16 protein-coding genes are annotated in these 18406 nt (G+C 72.3%); 3 read left to right on the plus strand and 13 right to left on the minus strand.

Translation table 11 applies throughout. The features are described 5' to 3' along the window. The 5 genes from AB0G59_RS25540 to AB0G59_RS25560 all read right to left on the minus strand — a co-directional run. Positions 1-2182: bifunctional diguanylate cyclase/phosphodiesterase (locus AB0G59_RS25540; RefSeq protein WP_360915932.1), on the minus strand; the 2182-nt coding region annotated here is incomplete at its 3' end. 173 nt (positions 2183-2355) lie between these two features. Next, positions 2356-4611, minus strand: a complete 2256-nt coding sequence (gene ligA / locus AB0G59_RS25545; RefSeq protein ID WP_360915935.1) for an NAD-dependent DNA ligase LigA — start codon at positions 4609-4611, stop codon at positions 2356-2358. 8 nt (positions 4612-4619) lie between these two features. Then, positions 4620-5648, minus strand: coding sequence for a methionine synthase (locus AB0G59_RS25550; RefSeq protein WP_360915938.1), 1029 nt, complete (start codon positions 5646-5648; stop codon positions 4620-4622). Positions 5649-5679: 31 nt separating this feature from the next. After that, on the minus strand, positions 5680-6378 hold the full coding sequence (locus tag AB0G59_RS25555; protein ID WP_360915941.1) for an SDR family oxidoreductase: 699 nt from the start codon (positions 6376-6378) through the stop codon (positions 5680-5682). Positions 6379-6392: 14 nt separating this feature from the next. Continuing rightward, positions 6393-6932, minus strand: a complete 540-nt coding sequence (locus AB0G59_RS25560) for a TIGR00730 family Rossman fold protein (protein ID WP_360915944.1) — start codon at positions 6930-6932, stop codon at positions 6393-6395. Between the two features lie 266 nt (positions 6933-7198). Here AB0G59_RS25560 and AB0G59_RS25565 point away from each other — a divergent pair, with 266 nt between their 5' ends. Next, positions 7199-7642: a hypothetical protein gene (locus tag AB0G59_RS25565; RefSeq protein ID WP_360915947.1), complete on the plus strand. Its 444-nt coding sequence runs from the start codon at positions 7199-7201 to the stop codon at positions 7640-7642. A 180-nt stretch (positions 7643-7822) separates the two neighbouring features. Then, positions 7823-8431 carry a hypothetical protein gene (locus tag AB0G59_RS25570; protein ID WP_360915949.1) on the plus strand — a complete coding sequence of 203 codons (609 nt, stop codon included), beginning with the start codon at positions 7823-7825 and terminating at the stop codon, positions 8429-8431. Positions 8432-8517: 86 nt separating this feature from the next. Here AB0G59_RS25570 and mnmA read toward each other — a convergent pair whose 3' ends face one another. The 3 genes from mnmA to AB0G59_RS25585 form a co-directional block, all read right to left on the minus strand. Further along, positions 8518-9669: a tRNA 2-thiouridine(34) synthase MnmA gene (gene mnmA / locus AB0G59_RS25575; RefSeq protein ID WP_360915952.1), complete on the minus strand. Its 1152-nt coding sequence runs from the start codon at positions 9667-9669 to the stop codon at positions 8518-8520. Positions 9670-9839: 170 nt separating this feature from the next. After that, positions 9840-11009 carry a cysteine desulfurase family protein gene (locus tag AB0G59_RS25580; RefSeq protein ID WP_360915955.1) on the minus strand — a complete coding sequence of 390 codons (1170 nt, stop codon included), beginning with the start codon at positions 11007-11009 and terminating at the stop codon, positions 9840-9842. A 13-nt stretch (positions 11010-11022) separates the two neighbouring features. Continuing rightward, positions 11023-12018 (minus strand): YafY family protein, encoded by a 996-nt coding sequence (locus tag AB0G59_RS25585; protein ID WP_360915957.1) that lies wholly within the window; start codon positions 12016-12018, stop codon positions 11023-11025. Positions 12019-12151: 133 nt separating this feature from the next. Between AB0G59_RS25585 and AB0G59_RS25590 the strand changes: the two genes are divergently transcribed. Then, positions 12152-12745 carry a TIGR03086 family metal-binding protein gene (locus AB0G59_RS25590; RefSeq protein WP_360915960.1) on the plus strand — a complete coding sequence of 198 codons (594 nt, stop codon included), beginning with the start codon at positions 12152-12154 and terminating at the stop codon, positions 12743-12745. Positions 12746-12767: 22 nt separating this feature from the next. Here the strand turns inward: AB0G59_RS25590 and AB0G59_RS25595 are convergent, their stop codons facing one another. The 5 genes from AB0G59_RS25595 to AB0G59_RS25615 form a co-directional block, all read right to left on the minus strand. Then, positions 12768-13436, minus strand: a complete 669-nt coding sequence (locus AB0G59_RS25595) for a trimeric intracellular cation channel family protein (RefSeq protein WP_360915963.1) — start codon at positions 13434-13436, stop codon at positions 12768-12770. A 64-nt stretch (positions 13437-13500) separates the two neighbouring features. Next, the gene (locus AB0G59_RS25600) at positions 13501-15018 is read right to left on the minus strand and encodes a M1 family metallopeptidase (protein ID WP_360915966.1); all 1518 of its coding nucleotides are present in this window, start codon (positions 15016-15018) and stop codon (positions 13501-13503) included. Positions 15019-15165: 147 nt separating this feature from the next. Next, positions 15166-16227, minus strand: coding sequence for a dipeptide ABC transporter ATP-binding protein (locus AB0G59_RS25605; RefSeq protein ID WP_360915969.1), 1062 nt, complete (start codon positions 16225-16227; stop codon positions 15166-15168). A gap of 11 nt (positions 16228-16238) precedes the next feature. Further along, positions 16239-17312 (minus strand): ABC transporter ATP-binding protein, encoded by a 1074-nt coding sequence (locus AB0G59_RS25610; protein ID WP_360915972.1) that lies wholly within the window; start codon positions 17310-17312, stop codon positions 16239-16241. Further along, positions 17309-18307 carry an ABC transporter permease gene (locus AB0G59_RS25615; protein WP_360915975.1) on the minus strand — a complete coding sequence of 333 codons (999 nt, stop codon included), beginning with the start codon at positions 18305-18307 and terminating at the stop codon, positions 17309-17311. Before AB0G59_RS25615 ends, AB0G59_RS25610 begins: the two co-directional genes overlap by 4 nt. Positions 18308-18406: the final 99 nt, after the last annotated feature.

The following is an 18406-nucleotide window of genomic DNA, read 5'->3' on the forward strand; positions in this document are numbered from 1 at the left end:
TGCCCTGCCGATGACCGCCGTGATCGTCCGCAGCGCCGCCAACGTCCGGGCCGGTGCACGCACCAAGGCCTCGCGCGTCCTGCACGGGGTATGGCACCGGCTGGTCGGCATCCTCCTCGGCGGGAGCCGCAAGCGGTTCGTGCTCGCGGCGCCAGCCGGACTCGCTGCGCAGGCGGAGCCACGCCGTGGTCTCGTCCGGCGGCATCGCGGCGGCGACCAGCCAGCCCTGGACCGCGTCGCAGCCCAGGTCGCGCAGGCGCTCCCAGGTCTCGTCGTCCTCGACGCCCTCGGCGACGACGAGCAGGCCGAGGGAGTGGGCGAGGTCGAGCGTGCAGCGGACGATCTCCGCGTCCTCGTTGTCGATCGCGAGGCGGGCGACGAAGGAACGGTCGATCTTGAGCTCGCTGACCGGGAGCCGGCGCAGGTGGACCAGGGAGGAGTAGCCGGTGCCGAAGTCGTCGAGGGACATCTTCACGCCGTGCCCGGTGAGGCCGGCGAGGGTGTCGGCCGCGCGCTGGGGGTCCTCCAGCAGGACGTGTTCGGTTATCTCCAGTTGCAGCGCCCCGGCGGGGACGCCGTGCCGGGCGAGGCGGGCGGCGACCGAGCCGGCGAACCCGGGGGTGTGGACGTCGCGCGGCGAGACGTTGACGGCGACCGGCACCTCCAGGCCCATGGCGCGCCACTTGGCGACCTGGCCGAGGGCGGTCTCCAGGACGTACTCGGTGAGGCGGGGCATGAGCCCGGAGGACTCGGCTATGGCGATGAACTCGTCCGGGGAGACACGGCCGCGCTCGGGGTGGACCCAGCGCACCAGGGCCTCCAGGCCCTCGACGTGGCCGTCGAAGCCGACCTTGGGCTGGTAGTGCAGCTCGACCTCGCCGGCGTCCAGGGCGCGGCGCAGGTCGCCCAGCAGGCCCAGGCGGTCGGGGGTGTTGCCGTCGCGGCGGGCCTCGTAGACCTCGACGCCGCTGCGGTCGCGCTTGGCCTGGTACATGGCGACGTCGGCCCGGCGCAGGAGGCCCTCGGCGTCCAGGGCGTGGTCGGGGTAGACCGCCACGCCGGCGCTGGCCTCCAGGACGAGCGTGAGCCCGTCGAGGTCGAGGGGCGAGCCGAGGTCGGCCACCAGGGCGCGGGCCACGCGCTGGGCGCTGGTGAGGGAGTCGGCGGTGGGCAGCAGCACCGCGAACTCGTCGCCGCCCAGGCGGGCGGCCTCCGCGTCGCGCGGCAGGGCCAGGCGCAGCCGTTCCGCTATCTGCAGGAGCAGCCGGTCGCCGGCGAGGTGGCCGAGGGTGTCGTTGACGGACCGGAAGCGGTCGAGGTCGATGAGGACGAGCGCGGCGCGCTCGCCGGCCCGCTCGGCCTCGTCCAGTGCGGTCCAGGTGCGCTCGAGCAGCCACTGGCGGTTGGGCAGCCCGGTGAGGGGGTCGCGCAGCTGTTCCTCGGCGCGGGCGCGGGCGATCCAGAGCGTGGAGTCCAGCGCGATGAGGGGGACCGCGAACAGCGGTAGCAGCAGGGGCGCGTGGTCGGCGACCACGGCGATGAGCGGGGCGATGCCCAGGAGCGCTCCGCCGACGAGGGCCTGCCGTATGAGGGCGGTGCGGGCGATGGAGGTCAGCGCGGCGCGCGGGGCCATGGAGTACCACAGCAGGGCGCGGGTGACGGCGAGGTAGAGGAAGGCGGCGAGGGCGATCCGGGGGGCGGCGGAGAGCCGCCAGGTGTCGGGCAGCCAGGGCGTCTCGACGGCGGCGGTGACGCCGCAGGCGGCGAGGGCGAGTCCGGCGGCCGCGATGCCGAGGATGTCGACCGCGCCGTGCAGTAATGCCTGCCGCCATCGGTGCCGGCGGGCGGTGGCCACCAGGGTGACGACCGCGATGCTGATCAGTGCGGAGGGGATCCAGCCGTAGAGCAGCAGGACGGCCAGGGTGAGGGCGGCACCGGATCCGGTGCCGCCCCACCAGCGGTCCTTCCCGAGGGCGACGAGATGGGCGACGATGAGCGCGGTGAGGGTCGCCAGCGACCAGCCGGCGGTCCCGCCCGGGAAGAGGGCCCGGCCCGTGCTCAGCGCGCTGAACGTTCCGACGGTGAACGCCAGCGCGGCCAAGGTCACACAGACCGTGGGCAGCGCGGGCGGGGAAAGCCGGCGCGGCGGCGATGCCGGTTCGGCGCTGTCGGTGGGTTTCATGCCCGTCCCTCTCACAGCCGGCGGTGCCCGCGCCACGGCAGGCGCACATCTCAACAGTAGGGCGCAGAAGGCTACGGCGGGCAGCGATCGGCAGCGGTTGCCCGAATGGGATCCGGCCTTCTGCAGCCATCTGGTATGCGCTGTAGGGGTAATGCCCACTGACTATGCGGCCATTACTCCGCCGGGGTGACCTCCTGGGGCACGGCGGCCTCGCGCGCCGCCTCGGGGCCTTCGTTCAGGAGTACGACGAAGCCGGCCTCCTCCAGGACGGGGACCTTCAGCTGCATCGCCTTGTCGAACTTCGAACCGGGATTGTCACCGACGACCACGAAGTCCGTCTTCTTCGATACCGACCCGGTCACCTTCGCGCCCTGGTTCTGCAGCGCCTCCTTCGCGCCGTCGCGCGTATAGCCCGTCAGGGTGCCGGTGACGACGACGGTGAGCCCGGCCAGGGGGCGCGGTCCCTCGTCCTTGCCGGCCTCCTCCTCCATCCGGACGCCGGCGGCGCGCCACTTCTCGATGATCTCGCGGTGCCAGTCCTCGGCGAACCATTCCTTGACGGCGGCGGCGACGATCGGGCCGACGCCCTCGACGGCGGCCAGCTCCTCCTCGCTCGCCTCGGCGATGCGGTCGATGGAGCGGAACTCGCGGGCGAGGACGGCGGCCGAGACCGGGCCCACGTGACGGATGGACAGGCCGTTGATGATGCGGGCGAGGGGACGCTGCCTGGCCGCCTGGATGTTCTCCAGCATGGACAGGGCGTTCTTCTTCGGCTCGCCCTTCTGGTTGGCGAAGAAGGTGACGACCTTCTCCTCCCCCGTCTTCGGGTCGCGCTTGGGCAGGCCGGAGTCCGGGTCCACGACGTAGGACTTGATGGGCAGCAGTTGTTCGATGGTCATGCCGAACAGGTCGCCCTCGTCCCGCAGGGGCGGCTCGGCGGGCTCCAGCGGCTGGGTGAGCGCCGTGGAGGCCACGTAGCCGAGGTTCTCGACGTCGAGGCACTGGCGGCCGGCGAGGTAGAAGAGCCGCTCGCGGATCTGCGCGGGGCAGGAACGGGCGTTGGGGCAGCGGAGGTCGATGTCGCCCTCCTTCATGGGCCGCAGGCCCTCGCCGCACTCGGGGCACTCCGCGGGCATCACGAACTCCCGCTCCGTGCCGTCCCGCAGGCCGGCCACCGGGCCCAGGATCTCGGGGATGACGTCGCCCGCCTTGCGAAGCACGACCGTGTCGCCGATGAGGACGCCCTTGGCCTTGACGACCTCCTGGTTGTGCAGGGTGGCGAACTCGACCTCGGAGCCGGCGACCGTGACCGGCTCGACGACGGCGTAGGGGGTCACCCGGCCCGTGCGGCCGACGCCGACGCGGATGTCGACGAGCTTGGTGTTGACCTCCTCCGGGGGGTACTTCCAGGCGATGGCCCAGCGGGGGGCGCGCGAGGTGGAGCCGAGCCGTCCCTGCAGGGGGATCTCGTCGAGCTTGACGACCACGCCGTCGATCTCGTGCTCCATCGAGTGGCGCACGTCGGGGTTGCCGTAGTGGGCGATGAAGGCGCGGACGTCCTGGAGGGTGTCGACGACCTTGGCGTGCGCGGCGGTGGGCAGGCCCCATTCGCGCAGCAGTTCGTAGGCGTGGGACTGGCAGTCGATGTCGAAGCCCTGACGGGCGCCGACGCCGTGGACGACCATGTGCAGCGGCCGGCCGGCCGTGACCTTGGGGTCCTTCTGGCGCAGCGAACCGGCCGCCGCGTTGCGCGGGTTGGCGAACGGCGGCTTGCCGGCCTCCACCAGGCGGGCGTTGAGCTCCTCGAACTTCTCCATCGGGAAGTAGACCTCGCCGCGCACCTCGACCAGGGCCGGGACGCGGTCGCCCTCGAGGCGGTCGGGGATCTCGGAGATGGTGCGGACGTTGGGCGTGATGTCCTCGCCCGTGCGGCCGTCGCCGCGGGTGGCGGCGCGGGTGAGGCGGCCGTGCTCGTAGGTGAGGTTGACCGCGAGGCCGTCGACCTTCAGCTCGCACAGGAAGCGGTACGGCGTGCCCGAGCCGATCTCCTTGGCGAGGCGGTCGGCCCAGGCGGTCAGCTCCTCGTCGTCGAAGGCGTTGTCGAGGGAGAGCATGCGCTCGCGGTGCGCGACCTCGGTGAACTCCGTCTCGTACGCCCCGGCGACCTTCTGGGTGGGCGAGTCCGGGGTGCGCAGCGGCGGGTACTGCTCCTCCAGCCGCTCCAGCTCGCGCAGCAGCGTGTCGAACTCGGCGTCGCTGACGACGGGAGCGTCCTTCACGTAATAGCGGAAGCGGTGCTCCTCGACCTGCTCGGCCAGCAGTGCGTGCTTCTCCCGCGCCTTCGCGGGCACCGCGGACTGCGCCGCGAGCGCTTCGAGCTCTTCGCCTTGCTGTTCGACAGCCACCGTTTCGTCCTCCCGTTGCTCCATGAGCGCCGTCACTCAGGGTTGTCCGCGAGTGATTTCGCCGCCCGGACGCAGTGCGCGAGGGCCGTGCGGGCATATGCGGGCGAAGCGCCCGCGAGTCCGCACGACGGGGTGACCACCACGGACTCGGCGAGAGTCCCCGGAGACAGCCCCAGCCTGCGCCACAGCGTCCTGACACCCATGACGCTACCGGCAGGGTCTGACAATGGGCCGTCCACGCCCGGCACCACGCCCGCGAAGAGCGTGGTGCCCGCCTCGACCGTCTCACCGATCGCATCGTCCTCACGCTCGGTGAGGAGCGAGAAATCGAACGAAACGCCAGAGACCCCGGCCCGGCGCAGCAGCGCGAAGGGCACGCCGGGAGCGCACGAGTGCACGACGAGCTCCCCGCCCGGCGTCCGGCGTGCCACCTCCGCGAACTCCCGCAGCGCGCCCTCCACCACGGCCCGGTCGATGGCCCGGTAGGTGCGGTAGCCGCTGGCGGTGCGGACCTGTCCGCGCAGCACGGCGGGCAGGGACGGCTCGTCCAGCTGGAGGACGACCCGGGCGCCGGGCACCCGGCGCCCCACCTCCGCGAGGTGGGCGCGCAGGCCCTCGGCGAGGGAGGCGGCGAGGTCGCGGCAGGCGCCGGCGTCGCCCAGCGCCGCCTCGCCGCCGCGCAGTTCGAGGGCGGCGGCCAAGGTCCAGGGGCCGACGGCCGAGACCTTCAGCGGGCCCTCGTAGCCCTGGGTGAACTCCTCGAGGGCGTCCAGGTCCTCGCCCAGCCAGGAGCGGGCGCGGCGGGTGTCTCGGCCGGGCCGGTCGCTGATGCGCCAGCCGCTGGGCTCCACGTGCGCGAAGACCTCGACCAGCATCCCCGCGGTCCGCCCGATCATGTCCGCGCCGGGTCCCCGCGCGGGCAGTTCGGGCAGGAACGGCAGGGCCTCCAGCGACCCGGTGACGGTCTTCGCGGCCTCCCGCGCGTCCCCGCCGGGCATCGAACCGACGCCGGTCGCGGTCCCGGCACCCCAGCTGCTGCGCTTGCTGTTGTTCTCGCTCACCCAGGAAGGGTACGAGACCGCGCCCGCCGCCTCAGCGTCCCGAGTACCCCGGGCGGACCGAGAGGTCGTGGATCTCCGCGTCGCGCGGCAGGTCCAGGGCCAGCAGCACCGTGGTCGCGATGGTCTGCGGGTCGATCCACTTCTCGGGGGTGTACTCCTTGCCCTCCTGCCGCTGCACGTGCGCCTGCATGGCGGTGGCCACGCGGCCGGGGTAGACGCTGGTGACCCGGACGCCGTTGGTGTGCTCCTCGTCGCGCAGGGAGTCGGCCAGCGCCTTCAGTCCGTGCTTGCTCGCGGCGTACGCGCTCCACTCGGCGCGTGCGTTCAGGCCGGCGCCGGAGTTGACGAAGACGACGTGCCCGCGGGAGATCCGCAGCTGCGGCAACAGCAGGCGGGTCAGCTCCGCCGGCGTGACCAGGTTGACCGCGAGCGTGCGGTTCCACGTCTTGGTGCTCAGCTCGCCGACCGTGCCGAGGTCGGAGACGCCCGCGATGTGCAGCAGGGAGTCGAGGCGGTCGGGCAGGGCCTGGTGACCGAGCGCCCAGGAGAGGCGGTCGGGGACCGCGAGGTCGGCGACGAGCGTGTGGGCACCGGGGAACCGGGCGGCCAGGTCCTTGGCCCGGCCCGCGTCGCGGGCGACGAGCCACAGTTCGTCGCCGCGCTCGTGCAGCCGCTGGGCGACCGCCTCGCCGATTCCCGAGCCGGCACCGGTGATCAGATGTGTTGCCATGCCTCCAGCTTGCCCTAACGCACCCCGGCGGACTCCTCGAGGTAGGCCATGGCCCCCACCCCGTCCTCCGCGAAGAAGACCAGGTCGGCGAGGGGAAGCGGCAGGAAGCCCTCCGCCTCCATCCGCTGGAACTGCTGCTTGAGCCCGTCGTAGAAGCCGGCCGCGTTCAGCAGCACCACCGGCTTGCTGTGCAGCCCGTGCTTCTTCAGCTCCAGGATCTCCGTCGCCTCGTCCAGGGTGCCCGTGCCGCCCACCATGACGACGACGGCGTCACCGAGCGCGAGCAGCTGCGCCTTGCGGGCGGCCAGGTCCTCGGTCACCACCATCTCGTCGGCGTTCTTGCGGGCCTTCGAGGCGAGGAACTCCACGGAGACGCCCACGAGCCGTCCGCCGTGCTCCTGCACCCCGTCCGCCATGACCTTCATCAGCCCGGACTCCGAGCCTCCCCAGACCAGCGTGTGCCCGCCCTTGCCGATGAGCGCGGCGAACTCCCGGGCCGGGGCGGTGTAGCGCTCGTCGAGGTCGGCCGCGGAACAGAAGACGGTGATGTTCATGAAAACCACGGTACGCGTCCGGAACATCACCCGTGCGTCCGCCGGGCGCCTTTGTGCGCCGCCCCCGGAACCACCGGACGCTATGAGCGGTTTTCCACCACCTCCGATAGGGGTCCGGGATCTATCCGGGATCTATTGGGTCGCAACTCCGTCACGGTGTTACCGCCGGTATGACAGACGGTGGAGGCGTTGTCTAACGTGGCGCGGGCTCATCAACGGCGCTGATGAGAGCGCCCTTTCAAGCCATTTCGTCGAAAGTAGACACTGTGAAGCTTCGCCACCTCCGTACCGCCGCCGCAGCCGGAATCGTCATCATCGCCCTCGGCGGGGCGAGTGGTTGCGGCAGCGGCTCGGACAAGCGGAGCGCATCGTCCGACGCGGACACGGCCGCCACCGACGTCACGGAGGACAGCCGCGACGCCGCGAAGGACGTCGCGATCTCCGACTGTGCATACACCGATAAGCAGGGCATAACGGCCAAGCTGAGCGCCACCAACGCCAGCGCGACGATGACGTACACGTACAACGTCACCGTGAAGTTCTCGGCCCCGGACGGCACCGTTGTCGCCACCCAGAACCCCTCCCTCCCCTTCGTTCGCCCCGGCCGCATGGACACCCATGACGTCGTGGCCCCCTACACCCCCAAGGCAGGCGCCGCGACGGCCGGCGTCAAGTGCGAGGTCACCCAGGTGGTGCGGGGCACCGGCTGAACCGAATGACCGGATTTCATAGGACACCCGTCCCATTTCAGGACCCGTTCTGTCGCGGCCGTGTCACAGAAAAGGCCAGGATCAGCTGGGGATTTGGCGGCGTGTAAAGGCGTTGTTAGCCTGACGTGCGCTCGTCAAAGCCCACGCGTAATTCAGCCAATTCAACGGGGAGTCCTCATCGTGAAGCTTCGTCACGTCCGCGCGATCGCGGTATTCGGAATCGCCGCCGTCGCCCTGACCGGCGCCCGGGGCAGCCACGGAGGGAGCTGCGGCGGCGGGTCCAGCCACCACAGCAGCAGCTCCTCCTCGGGCGGTTCCACCTCGGGCGGCAGCAGCACCGGTGGCGACTCCTCCGGCGGCACGTTCGGCGGCGGCACGACGAGCGGAGGCACCACCGGAAGCACGACGACCGGCGGCACCACCACCTCCGGTACTTCCGGCGACTCCACCACCTCGGGCGGCTCCTACACCTCGGGCGGCACGGGCGGCAGCAACAGCGCCATGCGTGACATCAAGATCCTCAGCTGTGAGTACACCGAGCGCCTCGGCATCACCGCGAAGATCCAGGCCACCAACAGCAGCAGCACGCTGAAGTACGACTACCGCTTCACGGTGAAGTTCTACGGCCCGGACCGCGCCCTCCTGGCCACCCGGAACCCCTCCATCCCGTTCGTGACGCCCGGCAAGACGGACACGCTCGACGTCTCCACGCCGTACACCCCGAAGCCGGGCACGTCGGGCACCATCCGCTGCGAGGTCCCGAACGTGACGCGGACGATCCGCAACTGATCTTCGGACAACGACAGCGGGCGACCCGGCCACAGCCGGGTCGCCCGCACGTCGTCGCCCCGGCGCCGGCCGGGATCCAGGAGCCCCTAGCGAGCCGCTCCGGTACGCACCCGCTCCGTCGCCGCGATGGTGGCCGAGCCGACCACCCGCGTGCCGTCGTAGAGCACGATCGCCTGGCCCGGGGCCACGCCCCGCACCGGCTCCGTGAAGCTCACCCGCAGCTCGTCGCCCGCCAGCTCCGCCGTCACCTCGGTCTCGCCGCCGTGCGCGCGCAGCTGCGCCGTGTACGTACCGGAGCCCTGCGGCGCGACGCCGCACCAGCGCGGCTTGATCGCGGTCAGGCCCGTGACGTCGAGCGCCTCGACCGGTCCGACCGTCACCGTGTTGTTCACCGGCGAGATGTCCAGGACGTAGCGCGGCTTGCCGTCCGGGGCGGGGTGGCCGATGCGCAGGCCCTTGCGCTGGCCGATGGTGAAGCCGTACGCGCCCTCGTGGGTGCCGACCTTCGTGCCGGACTCGTCGACGATGTCGCCCTCCGCCTTGCCGAGGCGCTTGGCCAGGAAGCCCTGGGTGTCGCCGTCGGCGATGAAGCAGATGTCGTGGCTGTCGGGCTTCTTCGCCACGGCCAGGCCGCGCCGCTCCGCCTCCGCGCGGATCTCGTCCTTCGTGGTGAGCGTGTCGCCCAGCGGGAACATCGCGTGCGCCAGCTGCTTCTCGTCCAGCACGCCCAGCACGTAGGACTGGTCCTTGGCCATGTCACTGGCCCGGTGCAGCTCGCGCGTGCCGTCCTCGTTGAGCACGACCGTGGCGTAGTGGCCGGTGCACACCGCGTCGAAGCCCAGCGCGAGGGCCTTGTCCAGCAGCGCCGCGAACTTGATCTTCTCGTTGCAGCGCAGGCAGGGGTTCGGGGTGCGCCCGGCCTCGTACTCGGCGACGAAGTCCTCGACGACGTCCTCGCGGAAGCGCTCGGCGAGGTCCCAGCAGTAGAAGGGGATGCCGATGACGTCGGCGGCGCGGCGGGCGTCGCGCGAGTCCTCGATGGTGCAGCAGCCGCGCGCGCCCGTGCGGAACGATTGCGGGTTCGCGGACAGCGCCAGGTGCACGCCGGTCACGTCGTGACCGGCCTCCACGGCGCGGGCCGCGGCGACGGCGGAGTCGACGCCGCCGGACATGGCGGCGAGGACACGGAGGCGACGGCCGTCGCGGGGGCCGGAAGGTGCACCAGGGAAGTCAGTCATAGCCCTACCAGGGTACGGGTCGAGTGGGGAGCCCCGGTCCCGCCCTTTCGTCGTTTCCCGGGGCTCCGCCCCGGACCCCGGTCCTCAATCGCCGGACGGGCTGAATTTCAGCCCGTCTGGGGGCACCTCCCAGCGGTAGCTGGGGGAGATTGAGGACACGCGGTGGGCCCTCAGCTCAGCCCCGCCGTCCGGGCCCGTTCCACCACCGGGCCGATCGCCTCGACCACGGCCGACACGTCCGCCGCCGTCGACGCGTGCCCCAGAGAGAACCGCAGCGTCCCCCGCGCCAGCTCGGGATCCGTCCCCGTCGCCAGCACCACGTGGCTCGGCTGGGCCACGCCCGCCGTGCACGCGGAGCCGGTGGAGCACTCGATGCCCTGGGCGTCCAGCAGCAGCAGGAGCGAGTCGCCCTCGCAGCCGGGGAAGGAGAAGTGGGCGTTGGCGGGCAGCCGGCCCGCCGGGGCCGGGTCGCCGCCGAGGACCGCGTCCGGCACGGCCGCGCGGACGCCCTCGATCAGCGCGTCCCGCAGCGCACCGACCTCGCGGGCGAAGTCCGCGCGCCGCTCGGCGGCCAGCGCGCCCGCGACGGCGAACGCGGCGATGGCCGGCACGTCGAGCGTCCCGGAGCGCACGTGCCGCTCCTGGCCGCCGCCGTGCAGCAGCGGTACGGGCGCGTACTGGCGGCCCAGCAGCAGCGCGCCGACGCCGTACGGGCCGCCGATCTTGTGCCCGGAGACGGTCATCGCGGCCAGCCCGGAGGCGGCGAAGTCGACGTCCAGCTGGCCGAAGGCCTGCACGGCGTCCGAGTGCAGCGGTACGTCGAACTCGGCCGCGACCGCCGCCAGTTCGGCGACCGGCATGACCGTGCCGATCTCGTTGTTGGCCCACATCACCGTGGCCAGCGCGACGTCACCGGGCTCGCGCGCTATCGCCTCGCGCAGCGCGTCGGGGTGCACCCGCCCGTAGGAGTCCACCGGCAGGTACTCCACCGTCGCGCCCTCGTGCGCGGCGAGCCAGTCGACCGCGTCGAGCACGGCGTGGTGCTCCACCGGGCTGGCCAGGACGCGCGTACGGGCCGGATCGGCGGCCCGGCGGGACCAGAACAGGCCCTTGACGGCGAGATTGTCGGCTTCGGTGCCGCCGGCGGTGAACACCACTTCGCTGGGGCGCGCGCCGAGGGAGGCCGCGAGCGACTCGCGCGCCTCCTCGACGGTGCGGCGCGCGCGCCGCCCGGCGGCGTGCAGCGAGGAGGCGTTTCCGGCGAGGGCGAGCTGGGCGGTCATCGCCTGCACCGCCTCCGGAAGCATCGGGGTGGTGGCGGCGTGGTCGAGGTAGGCCATGGTGGGCACGATTCTACGAGCTGGGGCCCGGGCCGGTAGCGGGCCTTCCCCCCTCCCCCGCGTAGTGCGCCACGACCGCCGCGGCCAGCCCGGCCAGGTCCTCGCGCACGGCCTGCGGGGCGAGGACCTCCACGTCCGGCCCGAAGGCCAGCAGCGGCCGCGCGGAGCGGACCTCGGGGAGGGCGAGCTCCACGGTGGCCGGGTCGCCGTCGGAGGGCGGGCCGGTGAGCTGGGGGCCCACCAGGCGCAGGAACATGTCGAGGCGGGAGCGCCGGACGTGGGCGGTGACCAGCAGCTCCGCCGGCCGCTGCTCGACCTCGCGGCGCAGCACGTCCCAGGCGTCCGCCAGCTCCACGCCCGCGCGCCGGCGGACGGGGGCGTCGGTGAGGGTCAGGGCGGCGACGCGGTCCGCGCGGAACAGCCGCGGGCTGCCGCGCCGGTCCGCCACGAGGTACCAGACGCCGGCCTTGGCGACGAGGCCGTAGGGGTCGACGGTGTAGGTGCGCTGCTCGCTCTGGCCGCCGTGCCGGTAGCGCAGGCGCAGCCGGCGGTCGGTGAGGACGGCGGTGTGCAGGTCCTCCACGTCGACGGCCGGGGCGGGGGCCGGGGTGCTCATCCAGCGGACGGGGTCGACGAGGATGCGGCGGCTGGTGGCCTCGGCGGCGGGGCGGTGCGGGGCGGGCAGGGCGGCCATGACCTTGCGCAGCGCGGAGCCGAGGGCGCCCTCCAGGCCGAGAGCGGAGTGGGTGCCCTCGGCGGCGAGGACGAACAGGGCGCGCGCCTCGTCGGCGGTGAGGCCGGTGACGTCGGTGCGGAAGCCCGGGAGCAGCGCGATGCCGCCGTGCCGGCCGCGCTCGGCGTAGACGGGCACACCGGAGGCGGACAGCGACTCGACGTCGCGGTAGATGGTGCGTACGGAGACTTCCAGGCGCTTGGCCAGCTCCGCGGCGGGCACCCGGGTGCGGGTCTGGAGCAGCAGGAGTATCGACAGCAGGCGATCGGATTTCACGCCGTCCAGCATGCCGTCCGGCACGCGTTCAAGATCGCGGGAAAACATGACGGCAGGTGTCAGCTTATGCGCGGAGGCTCTGTCCTGGCCGGGTCGCCCCGGCCGGATTCGACCGCCTCGGACAGGGAGCAGCATGAACGCCACCGACACCACCGCCTTCGACCCCCGCCCCCTCCTCGACCGGGCCACCGCCCAGCTGTCGGCGCTGATCCACGCCATGCCGGCGGACCGGCTCGGCGACCCCACGCCGTGTACGGAGTTCGACGTCCGTGCCCTGCTCGCGCACCTCGTGCTGGGAGCGCACGACGGGGCGGCGATCGGCGAGAGCGGCGACGTGGTGTGGGGGCGGCCGCCGACGGACATCGCGGACGACGGCTGGGGGCGCGCGTACGAGGAGGCGCGGGCGCGCCTGGCGGCCGGGTGGGCGGACGACGCGACGCTGGAGCGGGTGGTGGACCTGCCGTGGGGGAAGCTCCCGGGCCGGGCCTACCTCACGTCGGGGATGGTGCTGGAGACGGTCACGCACACGTGGGACCTGTCCGAGGCGCTCGGTCACCCGCTGCCGCTGGACCAGGAGCTCGCGGAGCCCGTCCTGGAGTGGGCGCGGCGGTTCCTGCCGGCCGAGCGGCGGGGCGGGGGCGTGCCGTTCGAGCCGGTGCGGCCGGCGCCCGAGGGGGCGGACGCGTACACCGCCCTGGCGGCCTGGCTGGGCCGGCCGGTGCGCTAGCGGAAACGGTACGCCTCGGCTCCTACCCGGCGGCGGGGTCCTCGGTGGCCGCGCTGCGCCGGTGCCAGGCGCGGGGGGCCCGCCAGTTGTAGCGCATCGCCAGCAGGCGCAGGACGAAGGCGGTCGCGGCGGACAGCATGCTGGTGGAGATGTCGAGCGCGTCCCAGTGGATCAGCAGCGCGGCCATGGTGGCGCCGACCATGGCCGGCACGGCGTACAGGTCGCGGTCCCAGCGCAGCAGCGAGGGCACCTCGTGGGCGAGGACGTCGCGCAGCACGCCGCCGCCGACGGCCGTGGCCAGTCCGAGGGTCGCCGCGAAGGTGAGGCCGAGGCCGTACGCGTGGGCCTTGACCGTGCCCGCCACGCAGAAGAGCCCGAGCCCGGCGGCGTCGAAGACGTTCACGGCCTTGGTGATCCGCTCGACCTCGGGGTGGAGGAAGAAGACGATCAGGGTGGCGACCAGCGGGGTGAGGAAGTAGCCCAGGTCGGTGAAGGCAGCGGGCGGCACGGCTCCGATGATCAGGTCCCGGATCAGCCCGCCGCCCAGCGCCGTGACCTCCGCCAGCACCGCCATGCCGAAGACGTCGAAGTTCTTGCGGACGGCGAGCAGCGCGCCGGAGATGGCGAAGACGAAGATCCCGGCGAGGTCGAGCGAGTGCTGGACGGAGGGACTGAACAGGTCGGTGAGCACGCGACATTCTTACTCGTCGCGCACGGTGACGCCGACCGGCCGCCGTCATGCCCGGTTCGTCCGGCTAGTGCAGCTTGGGCTGCCCCGGAGTGGAAAGCCAGGTGCCGAAGAGGTCGCCGAGGTCACGGTGGGCGACGTGCTCGGCCAGGCCGACGAACTGCGCGGTGCGGACGTTGCCGTACCGGTGCAGCTTGGCCCACAGCGGCAGCAGCCGGAAGAAGGCCTTGTCGCCGATGCGCTCGCGCAGCATCTGCAGGGCCATGGCGCCGCGGTAGTAGATGGCGCGGGAGAACATGGTGTCGCGCTGCGGGTCCGCGATGTTGATCTTCCAGAAGGGGTCCTCGGGCGGGTGCTCGTTGTAGGCCTCCAGGAAGGACTGGTGGGCGCTCTTGCGGCCCTTGTGCTCCGCCCACAGCCATTCGGCGTAGGTGGCGAAGCCCTCGTTGAGCCAGATGTCCTTCCACTGCCCGACCGAGACGGAGTCGCCGAACCACTGGTGGGCCAGCTCGTGGACGACGGTCGACTCGTCCCGTACGGCCGAGTAGACCGGCTTGGTCTGGGTCTCCAGCGAGAACTCGGCGTCCGGCATGTCGTCGACGATCGCCCCGGTCTCCTCGAAGGGGTACGGGCCGAAGACCTTCGCCCAGTGGTCGGTGGCCTCGGCGGTGACGCCGTAGAAGTCGAGGCTGCCGTGGGCCAGGGCCGGGTCGGTGGCGACGTAGATGGGGATGCCGCCGGGGGTCGTGCCCTTCTTGACGGTGAACTTCCCGATGGTGGCGGTGGCGAGGTAGGGCGCCATCGGCTTGGACTCCCGCCAGTGGGTGACGGTGGTCGCGCCCCGCTCATGGGTGGCGAGCAGCCGGCCGTTGGAGACGGCGGTGAGCCCCTTGGGGGCCCTGATGCGGATGTCGAAGGTCGCCTTGTCGGCGGGGTGGTCGCTGGCCGGGAACCAGGTGGAGGCGCCGTTGGGCTCGCAGGCCACGAAGACGCCGTCCTTGGTCTTCATCCAGCCGTACTTGGAGCCGAAGACGATGGGTCCGTGCAGTGGCTGGGGTGCGCCGCCGTAGACGATGGTGGTGGTGAAGGAGCGGCCCTTGGGCAGGGAGAGGACGGGGTGGATCCGTAGCTCGTTGCCGTCCCGGGTGAAGGCCGCGGGCAGGCCGTTCACCTCGACCGAGGTGACCTTGAGCTTCTGCAGGTCCAGGTTGAAGGTGGACAGGCTGCTGGTGGCCCGCGCGGTGACGGTCGCCCGGCCGTCCAGCCGGCCGGTGTCCGGGGTGTAGCGGACGTCGAGGTCGTAGTGGCGGACGTCGAAGCCGCCGTTGCCCAGGGCCGGGAAGTAGGGGTCGCCGGCGCCGGCCGCGCCGGGCGCGGGGTATTCGATGGAAGGGGCGGCGGGAGCCGCGGAGGCCGCGGGAGCGGCGGACGTCACCCAGACGGACGCGGCCGCCGTGGCCAGGGCCAGGAGCCGAGCCGGCCGGCGCGGGCGGAAGCCGCCGGATGTCGAGTGCCTCGAGGACCGGCGCCGCACGGTCGTGCGCCGGCGTATGGAGGAGTACCGGATCGAGCGGGAGAGTGCCATGAGCCGTCCCTTCGACCGCGCGAGCCGATGCAGCGGACGCGGTCGCCGACTCTGCACCCTCCCCTCTCGCCATGCTCAGGTCTTTGCCTAGTTGTCACGGTCAACACCAGTCAGCTTGGCACGACCGCCATACGGGCGCACCTCCCGTTACTGCGTCGGTGGCACTTCGGCGGGGGCCGTGGCCTCGGGCCCGGCCTCGGGCTCGGGGTGATGGCACGCCACCTGATGCCCCGTGCGCAGGGCCGTCAGCGGGGGCTCCTGCAGCGTGCAGACCTCGGTCGCCTTCCAGCACCGGGTGTGGAAGCGGCACCCGGCGGGCGGGGAGATCGGCGAGGGCACGTCGCCGGTCAACAGGATCCTCCCCCGCTTGGCCCGCCGTTTGGGGTCGGGCACGGGCACCGCGGAGAGCAGCGCCTTGGTGTACGGGTGGCGGGGCGAGCGGTAGAGCGAGGTGCGGTCGGTGAGCTCGACGATCTTGCCGAGGTACATCACGGCGATCCGGTCCGAGACGTGCCGGATGACGGACAGGTCGTGCGCGATGATCACGTAGGTCAGGCCGAGCTCGTCCTGCAGGTCGTCCAGCAGATTGACCACCTGGGCCTGGATGGAGACGTCCAGGGCGGAGACCGGCTCGTCCGCGACCACCAGCCGGGGCTTGAGCGCGAGGGCCCGGGCGATACCGATGCGCTGGCGCTGGCCGCCGGAGAACTCGTGCGGATAGCGGTTGTAGTGCTCGGGGTTGAGACCCACCAGCTCCAGCAGCCGCTGGACCTCCTTCTTCACCCCGCCGTCGGGGGCGATGCCCTGGAGCCGGAACGGCGCGCCGACGATGGTGCCCACGGTGTGGCGGGGGTTCAGCGAGGAGTACGGGTCCTGGAAGATCATCTGGACGTCGCGGCGCAGCGGCCGCATCCCGGCCACGCCCAGGTGGCTGATGTCCCTGCCCTCGAACTCGACGCGGCCCGCGGTGGGTTCGAGCAGCCGGGTGATCAGCCGCCCCATGGTCGACTTGCCGCAGCCGGACTCCCCCACCACCCCCAGGGTCTCCCCCGGGTGCACGGCGAAGTCGAGGCCGTCGACGGCCTGCACGGCGCCGACCTGGCGGCGCAGCAGGCCCTTGGTGATCGGGAAGTGCTTGACCAGGCCCTCGACCTTCAGCAGGGGCCCGGCCTGCGCCGGCGCGGGGGACGGCTGCCCGGGAATCGTCATCTCGTGGTCCTTCACAGCTTCGGCGCGATCTCTTCGGTCCAGATCCGCGTCCGCTCCTCGTGCGTCATGTGGCAGGCGAAGTGGTGCCGGTCCGCACCCGGCACCGGGCGCAGCTCGGGCCGCTCGGTGCGGGTGATGCCGCCCCCGGGCAGGTCGGCGTAGGGGCAGCGCGGGTTGAAGGCGCAGCCGGCGGGCACGTTGATCAGGCTGGGCGGGGAGCCCTTGACCGGGATCAGGCGCTCGGTCTGCTCCCGGTCGATGCGCGGCATCGAGCCCAGCAGGCCCCAGGTGTAGGGGTGCTGCGGGGTGTGGAAGACCTGCTCGGCCGGGCCGCGTTCGACGCAGCGGCCGCCGTACATCACCAGGATGTCGTCGGCCAGTTCGGCGACGACCCCCAGGTCGTGGGTGATGATGATGACGGCCGAGCCGAACTCCTTCTGCAGGTCGCGGATCAGGTCGAGGATCTGCGCCTGCACGGTCACGTCGAGGGCGGTCGTCGGTTCGTCGGCGATGAGCAGCTCGGGGTTGTTGACCAGCGCCATGGCGATCATCGCGCGCTGGCGCATGCCGCCGGAGAACTGGTGGGGGTAGTCGTCGGCCCGCCGGTCGGGCTGGGGGATGCCGACCCGCTCCAGCAGTTCGACGGCGCGCTTGCGGGCGGTCTTCCTGTCGACGTCGTGGTGGACGCGGTACGCCTCGACGATCTGGGCGCCGATGGTGAAGTAGGGGTGCATGGCCGACAGCGGATCCTGGAAGATCATCGCCATCTCGCGGCCGCGCAGCCGGCGGACCTCGTCGGGGTCGGCGCTCATCAGCTCCTTGCCGTCCAGCCAGATCTCGCCGCTGATGCGGGCCTTGCGGCGGCCGTACTGGCCGACGGTGTGCAGGCCCATGATGCCCAGCGAGGTCACCGACTTGCCGGAGCCGGACTCGCCGACGATGCCGAGGGTGCGGCCCTTGTCCAGCCGGAAGGAGAGCCCGTCGACGGACTTCACCAGGCCGTCGTCGGTGGGGAAGTGGATGCGCAGGTCGCGCACCTCGAGGAAGGCGGTGGGGGTGTGCTCCGGGGCGGTTGCGGTCGTCACGAGAGCCTCACTCGGGGATCGATCACGGCGTACAGGAGGTCCACGACGAGGTTGGCGAGGACGACCGCGGTCGCGGCGAACAGCGTCACGCCGAGGATCAGCGGCAGGTCGCGGTCGCCGATCGCCTTGACGGCCGCCTGGCCGAGGCCGGGCAGGTTGAAGGTGGTCTCGGTGAGGACCGCGCCGCCGACGAGGGCGCCGAGGTCCATGCCGAGGATGGTCAGGACCGGTGTCATGGTGGAGCGCATGGCGTGCTTGCCGATGACGACCGGTTCCCGCAGGCCCTTGGCGCGGGCGGTGCGGATGTAGTCCTCGCCGAGGATCTCCAGCATGGTGGCCCGGGTGAGCCGGGCGTACATGGCCGCGTAGAGGAAGGCGAGGGTGACCCACGGCAGGATCAGGCCGCCGAACCACGCGGCCGGGTCGTCGGCGAAGTCCACGTACTCGCCGTTCAGCCAGCCCAGTCCGTAGGAGAACACCGCCAGCGAGAGCAGGCCGGTGAAGTAGATCGGCAGCGAGACGCCGCCGAGGGCGATGCCCATGGCCGCGCGGTCCCACAGGCTGCCGCGCTTGAGGGCCGAGACCACTCCGGTGGTGACGCCGCCCAGCAGCCACAGCACGCACGCCCCCGCGGCGAGCGAGAGCGTCACGGGCAGCCGGTCCTGCAGCACCGGCCAGATGGCCTGCTCGGTGCGGAAGGAGTAGCCGAAGCAGGGTGCGTCGCAGTGCACCGAGCTTCCGCCGCCGGCGTAGTCGCGGCCGGCCACGATGCCGGAGACGAAGTGCCAGAACTGCACCAGGATCGGGTCGCCGAGCCCAAGTTTCTCCCGGATGCCCTCGATGGTGGCCGGGTCCGCCTGCTTGCCGACGTAGAGGGCGGCGGGGTCGGCTCCGGTGAGCTTGGGGATCGCGAAGAAGATGCCGAAGGTCACCAGGGTGACCACGAGCAGCATCACGATGACGGCGATCAGCCGCCTGACGATGTATGCGAACACTGCGGTCGGCCCGGCGGTGTCCCGGGTCGCCCCCACGGGGGCGGCCCCGGGACACCGCGCACGGCCCTCACCTGCCCTTCGGGCCTAGCGGCGGGTGCG

This window comes from Streptomyces sp. NPDC021096, from assembly GCF_040641275.1.
Classification (GTDB): Bacteria; Actinomycetota; Actinomycetes; order Streptomycetales; family Streptomycetaceae; genus Streptomyces.

Bases quoted from the DNA above. Each gene is read 5' to 3' on its own strand.
- AB0G59_RS25580 (WP_360915955.1), bottom strand. From the start codon at position 11,009: ATGGCCTACCTCGACCACGCCGCCACCACCCCGATGCTTCCGGAGGCG.
- ligA (WP_360915935.1), bottom strand. From the start codon at position 4,611: ATGGAGCAACGGGAGGACGAAACGGTGGCTGTCGAACAGCAAGGCGAA.
- AB0G59_RS25590 (WP_360915960.1), top strand. From the start codon at position 12,152: ATGAACGCCACCGACACCACCGCCTTCGACCCCCGCCCCCTCCTCGAC.
- AB0G59_RS25555 (WP_360915941.1), bottom strand. From the start codon at position 6,378: ATGGCAACACATCTGATCACCGGTGCCGGCTCGGGAATCGGCGAGGCG.
- mnmA (WP_360915952.1), bottom strand. From the start codon at position 9,669: ATGACTGACTTCCCTGGTGCACCTTCCGGCCCCCGCGACGGCCGTCGC.
- AB0G59_RS25605 (WP_360915969.1), bottom strand. From the start codon at position 16,227: ATGACGATTCCCGGGCAGCCGTCCCCCGCGCCGGCGCAGGCCGGGCCC.
- AB0G59_RS25560 (WP_360915944.1), bottom strand. From the start codon at position 6,932: ATGAACATCACCGTCTTCTGTTCCGCGGCCGACCTCGACGAGCGCTAC.
- AB0G59_RS25600 (WP_360915966.1), bottom strand. From the start codon at position 15,018: ATGGCACTCTCCCGCTCGATCCGGTACTCCTCCATACGCCGGCGCACG.